Below are 21604 nucleotides of genomic sequence, written 5' to 3'. Positions count from 1 at the left end.
TATGGACTTTGACGTAAGATTAGTCAGTAAAGAAATCAACAAACTCCTTTGGAACTCTCAAAAAACACTCTCTACAGCCGAGAGTTGCACCGCAGGGCGCATTAGCAGCGTCATCACAGCACAACCCGGAAGTTCTAATTATTATATAGGAGGCCTTGTTTGCTACGCCACCGAGCTTAAAGTGAAGCACCTCGGCGTATCCCCCGAAACCATCGAGCAACACAGCGTAGTGAGCGAAGAAGTGGTAAAGGAAATGGTAGTAGGCTCCAACAAAATGTTTGGCAGCGACTACGCAGTGGCTATCAGCGGATTTGCAGGCCCTGGCGGCCCCGACGGCACAGGCCGCCCCGGCGTACTAACAGGAACGATATGGATAGCCGTAGGTTCTAGCGACAACATCGTCACCTATAAGATTGAAGAAGACAACGGTCGTGAACGCAATTTGGAAAGCGCCACCAATAAGGCCATCCACATGCTCCTCGACTACCTCAAAGAAAATTGCCCGAAAGAAGACTAACCGAAAGAGCAACTTATCGTTAAGAACGGGACTTCAACCTTCTCACCGCCCCAAGCCCCCGACTTCCGACAAAACAATGAGTTGTAATGGCTAGGCAAAGAAAAAAACAAAAAAGACATAAAATTATTTTGTTCTTCGCTTGTTTTACACTAACTTTGCACCTCGTATTGGGAAAGTACACTAACAACGAATTAAAAAACAAGTAGATAGCAATGTCTAAAATTTGTCAGATCACCGGAAAGAAAGCCATGATTGGCAACAATGTTTCCAAATCAAAGCGTCGCACAAAGCGCAGTTTTGACGTGAACCTGTTCCGTAAAAAGTTCTACTACGTAGAGCAGGATTGCTGGATTCAGCTTCGCATCAGTGCTGCTGGTCTTCGCCTTATCAATAAGGTTGGCCTTGACGCTGCGTTGAACAACGCGGTTGCCAAAGGTTATTGCGACTGGAACTCTATTAAAGTAATCGGTTAATAATTAAACATCATGGCAGGAAAGAAAGCTAAAGGTAATCGCATTCAGGTTATCCTCGAATGTACTGAAATGAAGGAAAGCGGTCTGCCCGGTACATCTCGCTACATCACGACGAAGAACCGTAAGAACACGCCGGAACGCTTGGAGGTGAAGAAATATAACCCCATCCTCCGTCGCATGACCATTCACAAAGAAATCAAATAAAGATAAAGCACTATGGCAAAGAAAGCAGTCGCAACGTTGCAGGAAGGTAGAACTGACGGCCGTTCCTACACAAAAGTCATCAAGATGGTTAAGAGCCCGAAGACTGGTGCTTACGTCTTTGATGAGCAGATGGTTCCTAACGACAAAGTTCAGGAATTCTTCAAGAACTAATAAGTCCTCAGTGACAACAACGATAAAACCCAGAGCTAAAGCCCTGGGTTTTTTGTTGTTATTATCAGAAAAAAATTGTAAATTTGCAGAAATAAGAGAAGTCGTTTTCACACAATATCAAGGCAATGGGATTTTTCAATCTATTCAGCAAAAAAGAGCAAAAAGAAGTACTTGACCAAGGACTACAAAAAACTAAGAGTAGCGTTTTCGAAAAGATTGCTCGCGCTGTGGCAGGCAAAGCAAAAGTCGACGATGAGATCCTCGACAACCTAGAAGAGGTCCTCATCACCTCCGACGTAGGCGTAGAAACAACCGTCGAGATCATAAAGAGAATCGAAGAGCGCGTAGCCCGCGACAAATACGTAGGTGCATCCGAATTGAACCGCATTCTGCGCGAAGAAATAGAAAGCCTCCTCGTTGAAACAGGCAACGATAACGGAGAAGGCTTTGTTATCCCCGCAGACAAAAAACCATACGTCATAATGGTAGTAGGAGTCAACGGAGTGGGAAAAACCACCACTATCGGAAAACTCGCCTACCAATTCAAACAAGAAGGTAAACGCGTCTATCTAGGTGCTGCCGATACCTTCCGTGCAGCCGCCGTTGAACAACTCTGCATTTGGGGAGAACGCGTAGGCGTCCCCGTTGTGAAGCAACAGATGGGCAGCGACCCTGCGAGCGTGGCCTTTGATACCCTCTCATCAGCAAAAGCCAACGATGCAGACGTAGTCCTCATCGACACCGCAGGACGACTCCACAATAAAGTGGGCCTCATGAACGAATTGACAAAAATCAAAAATGTCATGAAGAAAGTTGTACCTGATGCTCCCAACGAAATCCTACTTGTCCTTGATGGGTCAACAGGACAAAACGCCTTCGAACAAGCGAAACAATTCATCAAAGCCACAGACGTCACTAGCCTTGCCATCACGAAGCTTGACGGAACAGCAAAAGGCGGCGTAGTACTAGGCATCTCACACCAGCTCAAAGTACCAGTAAAATACATCGGACTAGGTGAAAGAATGCAAGACTTGCAACCATTCAATAGCAAAAGCTTTGTAGAAAGTCTGTTTGAAGAAGATAAAAACAAATGAACCTTGCCATCTTCATCTCAGGAGAAGGAACAAACTGCGAGAACATCATTCGTTACTTTGCAGACAATACCTACATAAACGTCTCACTTGTTGTTAGCAACAAAAAAGACGCTTATGGATTAGAAAGAGCCAAATCATTAGGAATTCCCACCTGCATAGCAAACAAAGAAGTTTTTTCAAACCCACAACAATTACTTCCCTTACTGAAAGATATAGATTTCATCGTCCTAGCAGGTTTCCTATTGATGATTCCAGACTACCTCATAAATGCCTACCCCAAAAGAATCATCAATCTCCACCCCGCCTTACTCCCTAAATACGGAGGAAAAGGAATGTACGGACAAGCACGTCCACAAAGCAGTGAAAGACGCAGGAGAGAAAGAAATGGGCATGACAGTCCACTACGTTTCAAATATCTGTGATAGCGGAGAAATTATAGCACAAGTAAAAACGTACATCAGTACAGACGATAGCATCGAGGAGATTGCAAATAAAGAGCACCAACTCGAACTTGAACATTTCCCTAAAATCATAGAAGAGCTTCTACTCCAAAACATTGAAAAATAAGAAATCTACTAAATGAATATAGATATCATCACCATGGGGTGCTCCAAAAATCTTGTAGACTCAGAGCGTCTCATGAATCAGTTTGCAGAACACGGATTCAAAGCATACCACAATCCGAACGAGACACACGGCGATATAGCCGTTATCAACACTTGTGGCTTTATCACTTCGGCAAAGGAAGAGAGTATCAATATGATTCTCAATCTTTGCAACCAGAAAGACGCAGGAACACTTAAGAAAGTCTTTGTTATGGGCTGCCTCTCTGAACGATATATGGACGAGCTAAAAGCAGAAATCCCACAAGTAGATAAATTCTATGGGAAATTTAATTGGAAGGATTTGCTGAAAGATCTTCAGTCCGGCTATAACACCCAAACTCTCGGAGAACGTGTCCTAACAACCCCTTCACACTACGCTTACATCAAGATTGCTGAAGGATGTAATAGGATGTGTGCTTATTGTGCCATCCCTCTTATCACAGGCCGCCATGTAAGCCGCCCTAAAGAAGAGATTCTAGATGAAGTTAGAGGACTCGTTATACAAGGAGTAAAAGAGTTCCAGGTAATTGAACAAGAACTCACTTACTATGGCATCGACCTTTATAACAAGCCAATGATTTCAGAATTAGTTGATGAAATGGCTAAGATACCTGGAGTAGAATGGATTCGATTACACTACGCCTACCCTAATGACTTCCCTCTTGACTTGCTCCGTGTCATTAAAGAAAACAGCAATGTATGTAATTACCTAGACATCGCATTACAGCATATCAGCGATAACGTACTACAACGTATGCGGCGTCATGTTACGAAGCAAGAAACTCTCGACCTTATCAAAAAGATGCGAGAAGAAGTACCCAACCTGTGTATCCGCACAACACTCTTGGTTGGCTTCCCTGGTGAAACAGAAGAGGATTTCAAAGAGCTCTACGACTTTATCCGTGATACCCGCTTCGACCGTATGGGCGTATTTGCCTACAGCGAGGAAGAAGGAACTTTTGCTGCTCTCCATTATGAAGATGATATACCAGAAGAAATAAAGCAAGAACGAGTGGACAAACTGATGGAACTTCAAATGAAGATTTCAACAGAATTAAACACCAAAAAAGTTGGTAAGACCTATAAGACAATCATCGACCGACAGGAAGGAGAATTCTTTATCGGCCGAACAGAATTCGACTCTCCAGAAGTGGATTGTGAAGTACTTATTCCTGCCACAGAGGAGCTCATGATTGGAGAGTTCTACAACGTAGACATCGTAGATTCTGACGAATACGACTTATATGGTACTACACAGAAATAGGCATCTACTATAATGAATAATAAAGACTTCCTCAACAATTTAGCAGCACGCCTTGAAACAACTCCACAAGACGTACAAAAAACTATTGAAGCTTTCTCCAAAGCTCTCTCTGAGAAATTGGAGGAAGGCGATATGCTGACCATTCAAAACTTCGGATCATTTGACATTAAGAAGAAAAAGGAACGTATCCTTATAAATCCGTCAACAAAGCAGCGCATGCTTGTCCCTCCAAAACTTACTATTGCATTTAAAGCTAGCAACTCACTCAAGGATAAAGCCCAATAAGCTAATGAACACCAAGTATTCACCACAAGATTTTGCAACTTTCTTTGCTCAATACCAAGGCATATCGAAGAAAAAAGCGGAAGCATTCATCCGCAGTTTCTTCGACACGATAGAATCGGGCCTTATGGATGATAAGTTTGTTAAAATCAAAGGTTTCGGTACCTTCAAGATCATCACTGTAGGAGAACGTGAAAGCATCAATGTGAACACGGGAAAACGGATTCAGATTAGTAGTCATCCTAAAATTACATTCACACCCGATACCTTATTAAAAGACACTGTCAATAAACCCTTTGCGCAATTTCAGACAGTAACACTCAATGAGGATATAAAAGATAGCGATTTTGCAGAAATAGACAGCAAAGTAGCCCTAGAAGTAAAACTAGCTGAAAAAGAAATAGTAGAACAACCTGAAACCATTTTTCAAAAGGATGAGAATTTGGCTTCAGAAGAAACTACAATCTCTGATGATCTTGTTCCCACAGAAGATTTGTCGATTCTAGAAGAGTCCCAAGTCAGTGCTTTGTCAGAAGTAGAAAAACCAAGTAAAGCAGAAGAGGTTACTTCCCTAGATAATAGCAACGAGCCACAAGAGGGATTAAGTCAAGAAGAGATACCACTAATAGAACTCTCTGAAGGAGCTTCTTTCATCCCCATTCATGGAAGTAATGCCGAGAATAACAGCAATGAAACGGCTAGTAAAAATAATGCTGAAGAAGACGGAACAGAAGAACAAATATCTCCGACAAAACATAGCATACGCCACTTAAAAATTGCAGGCTTTATATTATGTAGCTTGGCACTATTAATAACTTTTTATTTTGCAGGCTATTATCACATCTTTGGCGACCACATGGAAACAGTTAAAGTCTCAACAATCACTCCTCCCGCAGGTTCTACACCACAATCAAGTAAAATAGCTACCCTAGCTGATACACCACAGACAAAACCAGCAAATACAGCCAATTTCAACAAGCCCGATACTCTCCCACCGGCTATTCCTCCCACTGTCCCCTCCACTCCTCAGTTTCGCCCCGAAGATATGTATGCGCAGATGGAGGGTAGCAACTATAAGATCATTGGTATCATTGGTACACACTCCCTACAACGTGGAGAAAATCTCTATAGGCTCGCCAAACAAACCTACGGGAACCGCGACTTTGCTAAGTATATTATTTTCTTCAACAAGATAGAAAATCCAGATGTTATTACAATTGGTAGCGTAGTCAAACTCCCGAAACTCGAGAAAAAAAATTAAGATTTATTATTCTATTCGTATAAAAGAAGAAAGAAATTCTGTAACTTTGCCACAATGACTGAATTATCGAAACATATCGGCAACTTATTGTTGGAGCATAACTGTGTCATTATCCCCAGCCTTGGGGGCCTTATCGCGCAATATGTCCCCGCACGTCTTGTTGCCGATGAACAATTGTTTTTACCGCCTCTTCGAAGCGTAGGTTTCAATCCGCGCCTAACAATGAACGACGGCTTGCTCATTCAGTCATATATGCAGACATACCACCTCACTTATCAGCAAGCTCAGAAGAACATAGAGAAAGAGGTAAATATCCTCAAGCATAAACTTCAAGAAACAGGGACAGCTGAAATAGGGAACATTGGAAAACTTCTTCACAACCTCGATGGTCACTATGACTTCGAGCCTATTCCTGCAGGAATAATGTCGCCTTACTTGTATGGGTTGGACTCTTATGTATTAGAACGCCTCAATATCCCTCAAGAGGTATCACCAACAAAAGAAGAAACGCTCCCCCTCCCCAATCCTTCTGCAAAAAAAAGAAAGAAAAAAGAAGACTATACAATTACGATCAACCGAGAGTTTGTAAACTACATTGCTGCTGTAATGATAGCCGTAGTTTTCTACTTTGTGTGGGCGGCGCCTATTGGCACTGCCGATTCTAGTAATCAAAAGGCTACAATTCTGCAAAGCGAACTCATTTTCTCAACACCTGCTCATAAGCAAGTAGCTGCTGAAGAAGTGCCCCAACCAAAGACTCTTCAGCAAAAGCAACAAGAAATGCAAAAAGAACAAGCTGATACTGCAGCCACCACTACGCTTGAAGAAACAAAACCTTATACCATTGTTTTGGCATCAAGAGTATCTAGCAAAAATGCAGAGACCTATGTAAAATCCCTCCATAGCCAAGGATTAAAAGAAGCTGAGATACATACAGGAAAGACCACTCGCGTGATTTATGGTCATTATAAAACCGAAAGTGAAGCCTATCAGCAACTCAACACATTGCGTAACAATCCAGCTATTAGTGATCCTTGGATAATGCATTTCAAGTAGTTCAACTTTTTTATTTTTATGAAACGCATACGCTGTCCTAAATGTGACACTGCCATATCGTTTGACGACAAAATCTACGAACCCGGACGCATACTTGTATTCGGCTGTCCCGAATGTCAGAAACAATTCAAGATTCGCATCCCACGAGCGAATGCAGATAAAGAAGAAGAATGTCCCACTTTTGGTATGCTTACAGTCCTTGAAAACGATTTTCAACTCAAAACAGATATTCCTCTCTACGAGGGCGACAATATTATAGGCCGCTTTGTGAAAGGAACAAACGCCAATGCTGCATTCAAAACTGTAGACCCTAGCATCGACACAACCCATTGCATTGTGAATGTAAAGCCTCTCAAAAACGGACGGACAACCATTACTCTTCGCGATGCACCATCAGGCACAGGTACTTTTTTGCAAGGCGAACTTCTGAATGATCGCGAGAGAGCCTTCATTGAAAATGGCAGTATCATCAATATTGGAGCTGCAACTATCATTCTGAAACTTCACACCGACGATGAAGAATAAACTATTTTGCCTATTCTTGTTCTACATGACAGCATCTGCTCTTTTTGCCCAATCGGCATCGACAAAAGCTGTCAATGATAGTATTTTCAAAGGCAACTTCTATTCTCCCCATCATCATGTACAACTGGTCATTAACCTTTATCATGAATCCATCTCTGTTCCGGGCTATGAATTTCTTGGAAAGATGAATGGGTATCTGAAAGGAGATGCCAGCCAATATCTTTATGGCACATGGATGCTCATTGACTATAAGATTCAAGGCAACCAAGCCGAACTAAGATTCACCAACGATATTGGTTCCGACTCCCAAACCATTCTTTTTACTCACAAAGCTGACAACATCTACATTTACTCCACGAAGAATGGCAACAATGTCAGTAAAGCAGTTGGGCGAAAACTGGTAAAAATCGCAGATGAAATGGTCTTTACACGAAAGACCGAAAAACTCCCGTAAAATTAAAATATAGATAAACGTAAATATCCTTATTGTATTTTCAAATGCAATAAGGACGTCTGCTGACAGAATAAGGCTATCAACTGACACGCTTATTGTATCTACACTCCCCACTTTCAGAACAGTGGCTCTTACAACACAAACGCGAAAAGCTTTTCTGAACATCAAAAAGGAAGAGGCCTACGTTTTACATACAAATATCCGCAACTCCTCTTTAGATATTGCGGATAAAAATCACTGCCTTCTTCCAGACAGATAGAGTTTTATATATAATGGTTTAACTTGAGATTCCTAATTCTTCACTATTTTCTTTCCATTAACAATGTAGATTCCCTTAGGTAGGGATTCAAACTTTTCAGGAATCAGAACGCCTTGCAAACTATAGATATTTTGTTGCGTAAGGATGTTGGTTGTCACTGAAGCAACTGATGTTGGAATCCAATTATAAGAAGCACACACAACTTCGTCAGTAATAACCTGCCCTAAAGCATCACAGATAGCTTTCTTACGATAATCGAAGTAAGCATTTTGCGGCTTATGGAAGAGGCAATTACTTCCCTTAGAGAAATTATTGATTTGAGCAATTGAGCCGCCCTTCGCCTTTGCTATGAGCGCAGAATTATTGCCAACACTAAGTGTTGAACGACCATAAGAGTTGTACTGAAAAACAGCTCCTATAGCTATTCCCCAATTAGAGAAGACATTAAGTTCTTTGCAGTTCACCACCATCTTACCGTCAGTATATAGATTAATGCCTGCATATCTACTATTACGCGTACCTTTATTGTTAATCTTCAGTGTACCCGAACCTGTAAAAATTAGTTCTGGATCTTTACCAGAAGAGGCATTGCGCGACTGATGAAAAGCAGCTGTTCCGCTATTAATAACATTGTGTCCGATAAGATTCACCGTCAATTTGTCAAGACGAACATTGAATACCACTCCGTCAATAGAACTAGGATTAACAGTCAGCGTAATATTGGCTTCGTTAAGAGTTAGCGTATTCGTGGAGAAATCATAAGTAACGCTTCCTGAAGCTTTGCAGAAAGCACCTCCCCAAATACCTTTTTGCGTGTAGTGATCTTTAAACGCTGTAATAAGGTTATTGCAGTTGGACTTTGTCACCTCCATCCCTCCAAAAGCCATATCTTGTGCCTGAAGCATAGTAGGTAGAACACAGCATAGAAGGACTATTGCAACCTTCACTTCCTGAAATAATTTTGCTTTCATATATTTTCGCTACTCTCCATTGACCTTTCCCTATAATATGTACGAGAAAGTAACGCCGTATCGAGATACTTGGGCGTTAAAAGTTATTATTATTTGATAACTGTTATTCATCAATGACATATAAAACTTTTAGGAAAATAAAAGACTCTAATAGAATATAAGACTATTATTATCGTATTATAATCCTAACTAATAACGTTTTTAACTACATAAAAAAATGGGACACACGAATCATACTGTAATCAGAAAGAGTTGTTTTGTGGTTGCACGAAACGTGCGTCCCTTCTAAATCTTTTAGAGTACTATATCATTAACAAGAAATCAGTTTACTTTTTCACTTCACATAAACAGTTCTTACACCAATGCCCTTATAGCGTAGTGCTCCATACTTCCCTCCACCTTGATAGTCCTGACAGAAACTATAATCGTGAGCTTCGAGTTTACCTTGCTTATTCTTATAGATTCCCCATACCATCACAACTCGGTCCTTGAGAGTGTGTACTGCCCACGAATCGTTAATCACAACCACACGGATAATGCTTGGATCTTTCTGCTTCATAATGCGTAAAATCTGAGCGTTTAACTGCGGGTCCATTGCTCCAGCCTTCAGTGCTACCGTTTCCGGTTCTGGCATCACGATGGACGCATCAATAATTTTGCTGTATTCTGGTGTATTGTAATAGCGAGTGTAATACATCAACTGCTGATTGAACTTGCTCTGGTTAGCATCGAAGTTCTTATGTTGTGACAAAACATTCTTATACATCTCGTTGCCAGCAAGCATGAAGAGCGTCTTCCTGAAAGGTACTTTCTCACTCTCCACTTTCTGATAAAACTCTAGCACACATTCTGCAACAATATTTATATCAACCACATTACGAGCCATTTCGACCATCATATCTTCACGATATCTTATTTCGCTACCCTCTTTATAAGGAAACATCCAATCTCTCTCTGCAATTGCTACACCTACATTTTTATTCACGGCATAGTCGCGCACTAACCCAATGTTACGACTATTATTGACAAGGAGCATACCAAGGTTCCAAACTGATTGCTTGCAATTTGGATCTGCAAAAAAATGTGCTGCCCAAGGATAGCGGAAAAGATTATCATCCTCCTGCATTCCTAGTTTCTGCCCGTCTGCAGAGATGAGCTCCGAAAAATCACCAGCTTGATGGCCTAGGACTTTCCACTGTAACTTTTCTTGTAGACGAACCAACAACATTGGTCAGATACTTTTGCATAAACTCTAGGAAGACGGCCTCCGGATAAAGAGTCATACGATCACTACCCAAAGCATAAGTGCTGGGGTATTTATAATAAGGTTGCAAGGGAAAGTAGGCAGGATCGAGACGCTCGTAGGCCGCATGGATCTGCTTGTATGATTTTGAGAAGCCTTTAGGAACACTCTCATCATTTGCAAACTTATCAGTAGATAGTGCCTCTGATGACGGAGTTAGCTTTTTCTTATAAAGTGTGGTAAGTCCACTCCCATCATCACCACTTATACTTGAATCTTCTATAGGTACACCAGCTTTCTCTGCGGCACTCTTAGCTGTCTTCTTTACTTTCTTTTCGACCGCTTTCTTAGTTTTATTGAGAAGATTCCCAAACTGTGCGTGTGCAGGATTTGCCATTGTAAAGGCAAGAGCTAGAACTGCAGACAATACTAAAAATCGTTTTAGTTCCATATATAATATTATGATTTTATTTTTTTCTTTACTACTCTCTTTTTAAACTTCTGCAGCAAAATTACGGGCTATTCTGGCAAGGTGTCTTATCATAATCGGACAAAAAGTTATCATTATCGGACATTCTTTTTTTCTTAAAGCTGTCAATATCGGACATGTATAAGTATTATCGAATTGTATTACAGATAATTAGTAGTGACATGTTTATTTTTCACATAAGCATTATGTCATAAAAAAAATTATGTTTTTTGGAAACCGTAATAAAAATATGTATTTTTGTAAAAGAAGATTTCATTCCCACCCTATAAGAATAAATCTTGTACTATAGCTCAATATATTATTTATATGACTATCCCAAATTTAAAGCACAGCCCAAAAGATTCTTCAGGATTAAGCCATCGTTCTTTTATCAGTTATGAGTTTCGTCTATCAACTTCAATTCTTCTGATTGCTATTATAGCATCATTCTGTATACCTATTTCGTGCGAAAAGAAAAATTCTTCTTTCACTGCTAAAGAACGTCAGTCTATAGATAGTTTCATACTCTCTGCACCTAGTATTGACTCACTTTCTCAATTACAGAAAGAACTGGAAAAGAAAGGAGATAAACTCGGAAGTATTGTAGCACTTAGACAATGGGGTAAAAAACTACGCGATGAAAGTCGGTTTGAAGAAGCACTACGCATACACAGCAAAGGACAAGAGCAGGCAGAAGCTATTGGCGATACACTAGAATGGGTACAAGCCCTAAATAATATTGGAACTGACTATAGGCGTATTGGCGTGCTTGATGTGGCTCAAGATTACCATTATCGAGCATGGATACTTAGCAAAGAATGCTCTGATACATCATTCACAGCTAAAAAAAATTACGTAGTATCACTAAACGGATTGGGAAACATTTATCTTACCTTAGGAAACTACGAACGTGCCGATAGCACATTCCGTTTAGCTCTAAAAGGCGAACAACAATTAAACAGCACCATTGGACAAGCCATTAACTATGCCAATCTAGGCTCAATTTTTGAGCACTATGGAAAAACAGACTCAGCTTGGGTTTACTATCTCAAATCAATGGCTCTCAATACGGAGATAGAAAATGATTTGGGAAAATCGCTCTGTCATACTTACTTTGGTTCACTCTATGAAAAAGCCAAACAATACGAAAAAGCAACTAAGGAGTATGAAACGGCATACCAACTTATGAAAGCCTCAAAAGATGAATGGCACGCACTCAATACGCTTATAGCACTAGCAGGAATCTATCATACAACAGGCAATAGCACCAAAGAGATGAAATATCTTAACCAAGCTAGGCTTACAGCAGAGCGTATCAAGTCTCCTGAACATTTGGCAGAAATACACACCTTATACTATAAACACTATATGCAGACTGGAGACTACCGCTCTGCATTAGTTTCCTTTGAAAAGGCAACAGCATTGCAAGATCGCGTACTTAATATGGAGAAGCTAAATCGCATCCAAAACACTAGTCTGAATATAGAAAGAAACCGCCAGATGAGGGAGATGGATGCCGCAAAACACACCTTAGAACAAGAACGCGCTGCACGCAAAACAGGCTTTGCTATTTTAAGCTTTGCTCTACTGATTCTTATGGGGGCACTCATTATGTTCCTTTATATCCAGCGCATTCAACGACGCAACCATTTAGAACTAAAGAAAATGGCAGCAATGCGTGAAAACTTCTTTACTAATATCACGCACGAATTTCGCACACCTCTTACAGTGATTCTTGGCTTGAGTCACGACTTACAAAAAGTTGATAAAGAAGAGATAAAAAGGAAGGCACAGGATATTGAGCGACAAGGAAAAGGCTTGCTTGCACTTATCAATCAACTCTTGGATATATCAAAGATTAAGTCAGCGATAGGTAAACCCGACTGGAAGAATGGAAATATCGTTGCTCTACTCACAATGATTGTTGATAGTTACCACGACTATGCACACAGCAAAAAGATTGACTTACAGATACACGCTTCTGGAGAGATTATTATGGACTTCATCCCAGACTATGTTATAAAAGTTATGAATAATTTGCTATCTAATGCCTTTAAGTTTACACCAGCCTATGGAAAAGTAAACATTCGAGTAAAAAGCGAAAATCAGCAATTATACATTGACATATCAGATACAGGGAAAGGAATGAGCAAGGAAGTCATTTCACACATTTTCGAACCATTCTATCAAGATAAAAGTGATGTACATAATATTGGAACAGGTGTTGGCTTAGCTTTTGTAGAACAGATTATACAAGCTGTAAGTGGAAAGATTACTATTGAGAGTGAAATAGAAAAAGGGACAACGTTCCACATTAGTTTACCCATACACAATCGCTGCCAACAGCCAACAAATCTTAATATTGTCCCCCCGATTCCTATTCCCCCAGAGGCGAAAGAGAAGTTAACAGACGATTGTGATGAAGAAAGCGATTGTCGCTTACTCATTATAGAAGATAATCGAGACATCGCAGCTTACATCGGTTCTCTTTTCATCAACGATTATGCCGTTTCCTACGCAGAAAATGGGAAAGAAGGGTTGGAGAAAGCCCTAGAATTAGTACCAGATCTTATTATTACAGACTTGATGATTCCTGAACTTAATGGATTTGAAGTTTGCCGACAAATACGCAGCAACGAAATTATCAACCATATCCCCATTATCGTTGTAACGGCAAAGATTAGTAAAGAAGAACGCATCAAAGGCATTGAAGCTGGTGCAGATGCCTATCTGTGTAAACCTTTCAATGCAGATGAACTCCAAACAAGAGTTGAAAAATTGCTTGAAGGGCGCAGATTGTTGCAAGAGAAGTTTGCCAAGCTGTCCATTGAACCTAAAAAGAATGAAGAGCAAGAAAACTACTCCACAAAAGACATTGACATGCAATTCCTTACAAAGGTTTCAAGTATAGTTTATATGCAACTTAGCAACAATAAGAATACAGAAGTGTCCGTTATTGCTTCAAATATGTGTATGAGTTCGCGACAATTTTATAGAAAGATAAATATGCTAACAGGATACACACCTTCTGCTTATATTCTTCGGCTTAGAATCAAACGAGCTAAAACCCTACTAGGCAACAATCCCTCAATAAATCTCAACGATATCGCTATCAAGTGCGGATTTAGCGACTATTCCAATTTCGTCCGCGCCTTCAAGACCGTATGTGGAATTACACCCTCTGAATATCGCAGAGAAAATTGTCCGTGATGAGTGTACAAAATGAGTATAACTAACAAATATAACAACGGAACAGAGCGATCCTATAAGGAAAAACAAAATAAGGATATTTATACATACAATAAGGAAAGGAAAAAGGAATATTCTAAAACAAAAAAGGATTCACAAATATGAATCCTTTCGAAGAGGTACCTAGCAGATTCGAACTGCTGTTGACGGTTTTGCAGACCGCTACCTAGCCACTCGGTCAAGGTACCATTGCTATCATTTCTGATTTTCGAATGCAAAGGTATTAGGAAAGTTTGAATTGACCAAACTAATTATTAACTTTTTTACAATTCAAAGACCCCTGTTGGCGTCCTTCTCTTCAAGATATGTAACTCTGCCGCACATCCCACACTATTTAAAGAGCACTGAACAGTTTTTCTGCACAATTCAGGGTGATTATTTTCTTCGCTTAAGTGACAAAGCCAAATACTCTTAATGGCTGGAGATAAAGAAGAGGCCAGCGCAGCAGCGGTTTCCCTGTTACTACTATGACCTAAACCACTCTGTATTCGATTTTTCAGATAAAGCGGATAAGGACCGGTCACAAGCATTGCTTCATCATAGTTTGCCTCAACAACCAAGTTTTCTGCTTTATTGATAAAACGACACATTTCTTCTGTCATCTTTCCACAATCTGTCATCAAGCAAAAGTTGGTAGAGTCTGTCGTAATGAAGTATCCATTATTTGCACTAGCATCATGTGGAACATCAAAAGCTGTAATTGTAAAAGGCCCCAAAACAACGGTTTCACCAGGCATAAGAAAATGCTTATTTGGTTCAGCTATTTTTTTCGACATTAAATAGTTATGGTCCATACCACTATGAACTTTTTCAGCAGCATAAACAGGCAGATGGTGCTCCTGACTTACTGCTCCTACGGCCTTAACGTGATCTGTATGATCATGTGTCACTAAAATGGCTTTTATTTCTCCTTGTGACAGTCCATAGTCGCGGAAATAACGCTTAAAGCTGCGTATGCCAATACCTTGATCGATAACTAAGCCGAAACCGTCCTCGAGCAAATAATAGCAGTTGCCACTACTACCTGAACCAAAACTAATAAATTTCATTTTAGTATATATATATTCTTTGAGCAAAAGTAGTAATTTCTTATCAATGTTTTGTACTGTATCTACTTTTTCTCCCCATCAATATCTTTTAGAAGCCTAGAAAGGCAGTCCAACTGCAAAATGAAAAGCGACATCACGCGACAAACGTGGAATAATAATAGGATAATGCTCTTTAGTCGAAGAATAAACAGGATTGATTGCTTTCATACCCAAATCGAAGCGCAGAATGAAATAACTCAAGTTAAAGCGAAAACCAACTCCATAAGCTACAGCTATTTGCTTATAAAATTCGCGAAACTTAAACTTACCACCATCTTGATTTGCATAATCGCGTGTATTCCAGATATTACCAGCATCCACAAAAGCTGCACCATCTAATTTCCAAAACAAATGGGTGCGCCATTCTACACTCAAATCAAGCTTCACATTGCCCGTTTGCTTAATGAAGTCTATCTCTCCATTCCTGCCTGCATAAGAGCCAGGGCCTAGTCTGCGAACGGTCCAACCACGAACACTATTTGCACCACCTGCAAAATAGCGTTTCTCATACGGAATAATCGAAGAATTGCCATAAGGAATTGCTATTCCGAAAGCTGCATGAAAAGCCAAACTGTTTCGTTCATCAAATTGGATACACCGCACAAAATCGATGTCAGTTTTCACATATTGAGAATAGGCAATATTGAACATTTCATATTGCCCATTTTGATTCCTCTTAGCACCAGATATGGCGCTAATTCCGCGCAATAGGTTTCCTGCACTTTCGATGTTATACTTTAGCTGCCACCCGCGCGTAAGATTGGATGAACCGCTCTGCAGAGTATTCAACTGCATTTTATCCTGCTGGCTATTATATATAAAGGAGTATCCCCACCGCATAATGAAAAGATCCTCATAGCTAGCTTTAAGAATGGAATTTCGAGGGTCTGTCCCATCTAAATAATTGCGACGGAATGTTGAGGATATCCAAGGTACAAAAACATAGTTAAGACTTACCATATCAAGGCGGTGTTGCAAACCAGGATGAGAAGAATGTCTCCACCGGAAAGCCCAATCACTCGTTAAAATACGGCGGTGAAACTCAGGACGATTCTGAGAATCGTACATAAAAGATAAACCACTGGTCAGCATAAATTTTTTCTGCCCCCGACGAAAGCCAAAAGGGAGTCTCGTTGCTGGAAAACGCAAAGAAAGCTCTGCGCTATACTCCAAATAGTTTTCATCGTTATAACCATCCAAACCACGAATGGCCTCGTATGCACCTCGTAATTTGAGCAAAAGAGCTTCAGCTCCATGAAAAAGATTACGATTTGTATACGTCACCGCCATCGCTGCTCCTAAATCACCATTTGTATTTGTTCCTTCCAATTCGGTACTAATACTATTCAGTTTGTTGCGCACCACTTGTATGTCAGCTTCCAGTTGAGGTTTTATTCCCGGCAATTCTTGAAAGCGAATCAGGGAATAATTGACTATCGGCAAACTATTGAGCATAGAATACGAATCCTGAACATTTGACTCTCGATACAAACTATCGGGGCGCAAATGAACATGGTTCAGATAAACACTCTTCCGAACTTTTATGCGTGACGATTTCTTACCATCACTTTTAAAAATAATACCATTAATAGGTAATACTTTCTGCGACTCTAAGTTTGCAGACATTGGGAAAGCAGAAGAACCTTCATATAGATTGACTCTATGTACTGTAAAACGCTCATAATCTTTAGTACTATCTACACCCACTGGGCGTGCAAAATCCATAGTTAAATCGATCCCCATATCATTGGAAACCGTATCTACACGAAACTTCACATAATCCTTCTGTAACCGATAATAGCCAGCATTCAGAAGCCCCATTATGATACGGTTTCGTTCTTCACTGAGAACAGTGGCATCAAAAGGCATTCCTTTATAGAGCAAACTATTGACCGATAAACTATCAATTTCCTTCTTCATTCTTTCATCATCTACTGTTATGTGAAGCTTTGCAACATAATAGCGACGTCCCAACAGTAAACGATAATTCACATCTGTCTTACGCTTTCTGGTTGTAACATCAGTATGGACAGAAGCATGAAAATACCCTTTTGCCTGTAACGCTGCTTCTAAGCTTCGGCGTGAAAACTCTGTCATGGCAGAGTCGTAGACTACCGGAGCTTGTCCTATACGACGAAAAAAGCGTCCAGTTCGGCGCGTGGTATCAGGCTGAGAAATACTATAGATAGCCAAAGGTACTTTTAACAAATTAAACCAGCGTGCATTAGGCTCTTGGCGAACATACGAGCGATAATCCCCCACTTTCAGCAACTTATTGTCCGATGTCATCTGCACAGAACGAAGCATTGTTTCATTCTCTTGCAAAAATTTAGTAGGGTTACACGCTGTAATTCCTATTAGAAGAAGGAAACACGCAAACTTATAGAGTATAGAAATTTTCAAAACTACCGATTTTATTTCTGCAAATATACCACAATTTCATAGATGCCTTACATACATACAATAGGAATCCTTCAATGAAGGCTTGTGTTTCTCTCTTTTAGTAATCCTATTATGCAGGACTCAATAAGAAGAGATTTTTTCGTATTTTTGCAGCGACAAAAAGAAGTTGTTGCTATGCTGACAAAGAACGAGATAAAATACATTCAATCCCTTGCACAGAAAAAACATCGAGATAAGGATAACGTATTCCTTGCAGAAGGCCCAAAAGTTATAGGTGAGATAATAGGGCTTTGTGCGTGTAAAATGCTGTGCGGAACTAAGCATTTTATCGATACTCATCCAGAGTTTCAACAACACAACATCAGAGAAATCACAGAAAAGGAACTACAACAAGCATCTCTTCTAAAGACGCCACAAGAAGCCTTAGCTATTTTCGAAAAGCCCGCAGAGGGCGTCAGCACAGCATCGGGCTTATCTTTAGCCCTCGATTGTTTGCAAGATCCTGGCAACCTAGGAACAATCATTCGATTAGCCGATTGGTTTGGTATTGATGCACTTTTCTGCTCTATGAATACGGCAGATGCCTATGCTCCCAAAGTGATACAAGCCACTATGGGAGCTATCGCCCGCGTTAAAATTCACTACGTAGATCTACCTCGTTTCTTGAGCCAACAAAAAGTGCCCATTTATGGAACGTTCTTAGAAGGCGATAATATTTATCAAAAAGATTTACAACAGAAAGCAATTATCGTAATGGGCAATGAGGGAAACGGTATCAGCAAAGAGGTAGAACAACTAGTGACAGAAAAGCTCTTTATACCCAACTATCCTACTGATCACAATACAGTGGAGAGCTTAAATGTGGCTATTGCCACAGCCATAACCTGCGCAGCATTCCGACAAAAGGCTTAACTTTCCAACTATGCTTTTTAATATCCAGATTATATTCATAGGAGTGGCCTGTATTGCCCTCCTGCTTTTATATCTTCTACGTTGGCGCGACTATACACTTCCTCAAAGAAGGAAATGCCAGCAAGAAGCATTGAAAGAAGAACGTCCGAAGATATCCATTATTATTCCTGTTTCAAAGGAAGCAGCACTTCTAGAGCAAAATCTCCCCTACTTTCTTGAGCAGCAATTTCCATCATTTGAGGTCGTTGTAGTAAACATTGCCTCCAATGCAGAAACAAGTGATGTCCTTAAACGCTTGGAAGCAAAGTATAAAAATCTTCGACACACCTTTGTACCTAAGACTTCTCGCTATATAGATAGACAAAAATTAGCTCTCACATTAGGAATCCGCGCAGCACATTCTGAATGGTGTGTTCTTACAGTTCCTGACTGTCGCCCTGCAAGTAATTTATGGCTCGCAACAATGACTCAGAATTTAAAGCCTATTACTATCGGATATGGTAATTATATTGATGATGGAAGTAATCTAGCTCGGTGTGCCATCTACGAACGTCTCTGCGCACAACTTCGCGTACTGCGTGCAGGCTTTCAAGGAAAAGCCTGCGGGGCAGACGGAACAAATCTCATTATCTCAAAACAACTCTTTCTTGACAATCAAGGGTTTGCAGGCAGTTTAGAACTTCCTTTCGGTAGTTGTGCCTTACTCGTTGACCAATTGGCCACAGAAGAGAACGTCTGTTTTGTATGGGATACGAAAGCTACTATGCTCCAAGAACTACCAAGCACATTAATACTTCATAATGAGAAAATGTACCTTGCTGAGCTTCGAAAACATCTCAGCAAGAACGCATATTGGTGGGCTTTAAGAGAAGCTTTCGCTAGTTGGGCTTTCTATATATTTCTTTTTACAGAAGCTGTTTATATAGCAAGTCGTATCTACGAATCAACAACGGCAGAAGCGTACAAACTCACACATCTTTTTACAGATATTCCCAGCTTGCTTCTCCTGATGTGTTGGATGATTACACCAATCATTCTTTTTAGACAACTCACAAAACAATTAGAACTTCGAAAATATGGAGTATTACTTCATCACTACGCACTACTTCAGCCTTTCCGCACTTTTATAAATAAGATAAGGAGTCTGAAACATCAAGAAGATTTTATCCGCCCCATCGTCTGAAGAGATACAGAAAGGACTTAATACTCAAAAAATAAAGATTTCATTTTGTTCTTCAAGCTAAAATCTCTAATTTTGCAGCCGCTATGGCTAGTAAGGACAACATGCTAATAGATATCAGGAAGACTGTAAACGGAATCGAGCCTTTACACTTCTCCCTGCACGATGATTTCTTTGCTGAAATCGAGCAAGATGAAATCAAAGGCGGAAGACTCGATGTGACTGTCAAGGTACGTGAAGCAGCAGGAGATATTTATACAGTCAAGATTTCCTTACAAGGATCAATAAACGTTCTCTGCGACCGTTGCCTTGATGAACTCTCTATTGATATCGACACATCAGATGTAGTAAGGGTTTCTTATGGCGATGAAGCCGAAACAACAGATTACGATCTAAAGTTCGTACCTCATAACTCTAATATGTACAACATCGCATGGGACATATATGAGATTGCCGTGACTTCCCTCCCTCTAGAGAGAGTCCACCCCGAAGGCAAATGTGATAAAGATATGCTCATCCGCTTTTCTGCGGAAAAGCCTATTGACGAACTCGATGCTTAAGCCAATAAAATAGATTTATAACTAGTTAAAATAAAATAGAACCATGGCACATCCTAAAAGAAGACAATCAAAGACGAGAACTCTGAAGCGCAGAACTCACGATAAGGCAGTAGCTCCTACTTTGGCTGCATGCCCTAATTGTGGCGGTTGGCATATCTACCACACGGTATGTCCTTCTTGTGGTTATTATCGCGGCAAGCTCGCAGTAGCACAGGAAGAAACAGCTGAATAATCAGATTCTCAACTAAAAGGTCTGACGTATAGAAACACGAGACAGTGTTCAATATAATTTCTGTCTCTTACTCTAAACGTCAGACCTTGAATTTTTTGTAATATCTCTATGGAAAAAATCAATGCTACAATCACCGGCATCGGTGGCTATATTCCAGATTATATTCTAAACAACGACGAACTTTCACGCATGGTTGATACCAACGATGAGTGGATTATGTCGCGCGTAGGTATTAAGGAACGTCATATCCTACAAGAAGAAGGACTTGGTACGAGCTACATGGCTCGCAAAGCTGTCAAGCAATTGCTCCAAAAGACAGGAACAGATCCGCTTGAAGTAGAGGCTCTCATCGTGGCAACGACTACTCCAGACTATAAAGTACCTTCTACGTCCTCTATTGTTATTGGGCGTACCGGTATGACTAACGCTTACGCTATTGACTTGCAGGCAGCTTGCTGCGGCTTCCTCTTTGCGATGGACCAGGCAGCATGTATGATTCAAAGCGGACGTTATAAGAAAGTAATTGTTTGTTGTGCTGAGAAAATGTCTAGCATTGTTGACTACACAGACCGCGCTACTTGCGCGCTCTTTGGCGACGGTGCAGCAGCAGTATTGGTAGAACCAACAACAGAAGAAGTAGGTTGGACAGATTCTATCCTCCGCACTGATGGTCTTGGGCTCCCCTTCCTTTGCGTTAAGGCAGGCGGCTCTGTTTGCCCACCTTCTCACTATTCCATTGACCGCCGTATGAATTATCTCCATCAAGAAGGTCGCACAGTATTTAAATATGCCGTAACTTATATGAGTGATCTTAGTGCACAAATAGCAGAACGCAATGGTCTGAACAACGATACGTTGAATTGGGTGCTCCCGCATCAAGCTAACATCCGTATTATTGAAGCGGTAGCCAATCGTCTTGAGATTCCGATGGAGAAAGTCTTGGTAAATATTCAGCGCTATGGCAACACTTCTGCCGCCACTCTGCCTTTGGCTTTGTGGGATTTCGAGAAGCAACTGAAGAAGGGAGATTCTATCATTCTTACAGCCTTCGGAGCAGGCTTTACGTATGGCGCAGCCCTACTCAAATGGGGTTACAACGCTAAATAAATCAAAGCTTTTAGCTTTCTTCCAA

22 protein-coding genes, 1 tRNA gene and 1 pseudogene are annotated in these 21604 nt (G+C 40.5%); 18 read left to right on the top strand and 6 right to left on the bottom strand.

Annotation, left to right across the window (positions count from 1 at the left end; translation table 11 throughout):
- Position 1: 1 nt before the first annotated feature.
- The 12 genes and pseudogenes from FHS60_RS07145 (at position 2) to FHS60_RS07090 (ending at position 7906) form a co-directional block, all read left to right on the top strand.
- Complete coding sequence (locus tag FHS60_RS07145) at positions 2 to 517, top strand: CinA family protein (RefSeq protein WP_183697002.1); 516 nt, start codon at positions 2 to 4, stop codon at positions 515 to 517.
- Between the two features lie 212 nt (positions 518 to 729).
- Positions 730 to 990, top strand: a complete 261-nt coding sequence (gene rpmB / locus FHS60_RS07140) for a 50S ribosomal protein L28 (RefSeq protein ID WP_009346706.1) — start codon at positions 730 to 732, stop codon at positions 988 to 990.
- 12 nt (positions 991 to 1002) lie between these two features.
- Complete coding sequence (rpmG, locus tag FHS60_RS07135) at positions 1003 to 1194, top strand: 50S ribosomal protein L33 (RefSeq protein ID WP_009346707.1); 192 nt, start codon at positions 1003 to 1005, stop codon at positions 1192 to 1194.
- Between the two features lie 12 nt (positions 1195 to 1206).
- Positions 1207 to 1365: a DUF4295 domain-containing protein gene (locus tag FHS60_RS07130; protein ID WP_009346708.1), complete on the top strand. Its 159-nt coding sequence runs from the start codon at positions 1207 to 1209 to the stop codon at positions 1363 to 1365.
- 125 nt (positions 1366 to 1490) lie between these two features.
- On the top strand, positions 1491 to 2459 hold the full coding sequence (gene ftsY / locus FHS60_RS07125) for a signal recognition particle-docking protein FtsY (RefSeq protein ID WP_009346709.1): 969 nt from the start codon (positions 1491 to 1493) through the stop codon (positions 2457 to 2459).
- Positions 2456 to 3026: pseudogene (gene purN, locus FHS60_RS07120) on the top strand (phosphoribosylglycinamide formyltransferase). Before ftsY ends, purN begins: the two are co-directional and overlap by 4 nt.
- 12 nt (positions 3027 to 3038) lie before the next feature.
- On the top strand, positions 3039 to 4328 hold the full coding sequence (gene rimO / locus FHS60_RS07115) for a 30S ribosomal protein S12 methylthiotransferase RimO (RefSeq protein ID WP_183696999.1): 1290 nt from the start codon (positions 3039 to 3041) through the stop codon (positions 4326 to 4328).
- A 12-nt stretch (positions 4329 to 4340) separates the two neighbouring features.
- Positions 4341 to 4613, top strand: a complete 273-nt coding sequence (locus FHS60_RS07110; RefSeq protein WP_183696996.1) for an HU family DNA-binding protein — start codon at positions 4341 to 4343, stop codon at positions 4611 to 4613.
- Positions 4614 to 4617: 4 nt separating this feature from the next.
- A complete protein-coding gene (locus FHS60_RS07105; protein ID WP_183696993.1) occupies positions 4618 to 5871 on the top strand; it encodes an HU family DNA-binding protein in 1254 nt (417 codons plus the stop codon).
- Positions 5872 to 5925: 54 nt separating this feature from the next.
- The gene (locus FHS60_RS07100) at positions 5926 to 6927 is read left to right on the top strand and encodes an HU domain-containing protein (RefSeq protein WP_183696990.1); all 1002 of its coding nucleotides are present in this window, start codon (positions 5926 to 5928) and stop codon (positions 6925 to 6927) included.
- Between the two features lie 18 nt (positions 6928 to 6945).
- Positions 6946 to 7452, top strand: a complete 507-nt coding sequence (locus FHS60_RS07095) for an FHA domain-containing protein (protein ID WP_183696988.1) — start codon at positions 6946 to 6948, stop codon at positions 7450 to 7452.
- A complete protein-coding gene (locus tag FHS60_RS07090) occupies positions 7442 to 7906 on the top strand; it encodes a hypothetical protein (RefSeq protein ID WP_183696985.1) in 465 nt (154 codons plus the stop codon). The genes FHS60_RS07095 and FHS60_RS07090 overlap by 11 nt, the downstream gene beginning before the upstream one ends.
- Before the next feature lie 291 nt (positions 7907 to 8197).
- Here FHS60_RS07090 and FHS60_RS07085 read toward each other — a convergent pair whose 3' ends face one another.
- The 3 genes from FHS60_RS07085 to FHS60_RS10345 form a co-directional block, all read right to left on the bottom strand.
- The gene (locus tag FHS60_RS07085; RefSeq protein ID WP_183696981.1) at positions 8198 to 9136 is read right to left on the bottom strand and encodes a hypothetical protein; all 939 of its coding nucleotides are present in this window, start codon (positions 9134 to 9136) and stop codon (positions 8198 to 8200) included.
- A 334-nt stretch (positions 9137 to 9470) separates the two neighbouring features.
- A complete protein-coding gene (locus FHS60_RS07080; RefSeq protein ID WP_244957463.1) occupies positions 9471 to 10364 on the bottom strand; it encodes a hypothetical protein in 894 nt (297 codons plus the stop codon).
- On the bottom strand, positions 10303 to 10776 hold the full coding sequence (locus FHS60_RS10345; RefSeq protein WP_244957462.1) for a hypothetical protein: 474 nt from the start codon (positions 10774 to 10776) through the stop codon (positions 10303 to 10305). Before FHS60_RS10345 ends, FHS60_RS07080 begins: the two co-directional genes overlap by 62 nt.
- Positions 10777 to 11175: 399 nt before the next feature.
- Here FHS60_RS10345 and FHS60_RS07075 point away from each other — a divergent pair, with 399 nt between their 5' ends.
- Positions 11176 to 14058 carry an ATP-binding protein gene (locus FHS60_RS07075; RefSeq protein ID WP_183696978.1) on the top strand — a complete coding sequence of 961 codons (2883 nt, stop codon included), beginning with the start codon at positions 11176 to 11178 and terminating at the stop codon, positions 14056 to 14058.
- Between the two features lie 156 nt (positions 14059 to 14214).
- Here FHS60_RS07075 and FHS60_RS07070 read toward each other — a convergent pair.
- The 3 genes from FHS60_RS07070 to tamL all read right to left on the bottom strand — a co-directional run bounded on the left by FHS60_RS07070 (position 14215) and on the right by tamL (position 17588).
- Positions 14215 to 14285: transfer RNA gene (locus FHS60_RS07070), tRNA-Cys, on the bottom strand.
- Positions 14286 to 14360: 75 nt separating this feature from the next.
- Positions 14361 to 15146 carry an MBL fold metallo-hydrolase gene (locus tag FHS60_RS07065; protein ID WP_009346720.1) on the bottom strand — a complete coding sequence of 262 codons (786 nt, stop codon included), beginning with the start codon at positions 15144 to 15146 and terminating at the stop codon, positions 14361 to 14363.
- 96 nt (positions 15147 to 15242) lie between these two features.
- Positions 15243 to 17588 carry a translocation and assembly module lipoprotein TamL gene (gene tamL, locus FHS60_RS07060; protein WP_476726927.1) on the bottom strand — a complete coding sequence of 782 codons (2346 nt, stop codon included), beginning with the start codon at positions 17586 to 17588 and terminating at the stop codon, positions 15243 to 15245.
- Positions 17589 to 17762: 174 nt separating this feature from the next.
- Here tamL and FHS60_RS07055 point away from each other — a divergent pair, with 174 nt between their 5' ends.
- The 5 genes from FHS60_RS07055 to FHS60_RS07035 all read left to right on the top strand — a co-directional run bounded on the left by FHS60_RS07055 (position 17763) and on the right by FHS60_RS07035 (position 21579).
- Positions 17763 to 18500 carry an RNA methyltransferase gene (locus FHS60_RS07055; protein ID WP_009346722.1) on the top strand — a complete coding sequence of 246 codons (738 nt, stop codon included), beginning with the start codon at positions 17763 to 17765 and terminating at the stop codon, positions 18498 to 18500.
- Between the two features lie 10 nt (positions 18501 to 18510).
- Positions 18511 to 19683, top strand: coding sequence for a glycosyltransferase (locus tag FHS60_RS07050; RefSeq protein ID WP_183696970.1), 1173 nt, complete (start codon positions 18511 to 18513; stop codon positions 19681 to 19683).
- Positions 19684 to 19784: 101 nt separating this feature from the next.
- Positions 19785 to 20240 (top strand): YceD family protein, encoded by a 456-nt coding sequence (locus FHS60_RS07045; RefSeq protein ID WP_183696967.1) that lies wholly within the window; start codon positions 19785 to 19787, stop codon positions 20238 to 20240.
- Between the two features lie 43 nt (positions 20241 to 20283).
- On the top strand, positions 20284 to 20472 hold the full coding sequence (gene rpmF, locus FHS60_RS07040) for a 50S ribosomal protein L32 (protein ID WP_009346725.1): 189 nt from the start codon (positions 20284 to 20286) through the stop codon (positions 20470 to 20472).
- A gap of 108 nt (positions 20473 to 20580) precedes the next feature.
- A complete protein-coding gene (locus tag FHS60_RS07035) occupies positions 20581 to 21579 on the top strand; it encodes a beta-ketoacyl-ACP synthase III (protein ID WP_009346726.1) in 999 nt (332 codons plus the stop codon).
- Positions 21580 to 21604: the final 25 nt, after the last annotated feature.

This window comes from Alloprevotella rava, from assembly GCF_014195585.1.
GTDB classification, from domain to species: Bacteria; Bacteroidota; Bacteroidia; order Bacteroidales; family Bacteroidaceae; genus Alloprevotella; species Alloprevotella rava.
This window is presented reverse-complemented; position numbering and strand designations above follow the sequence as displayed.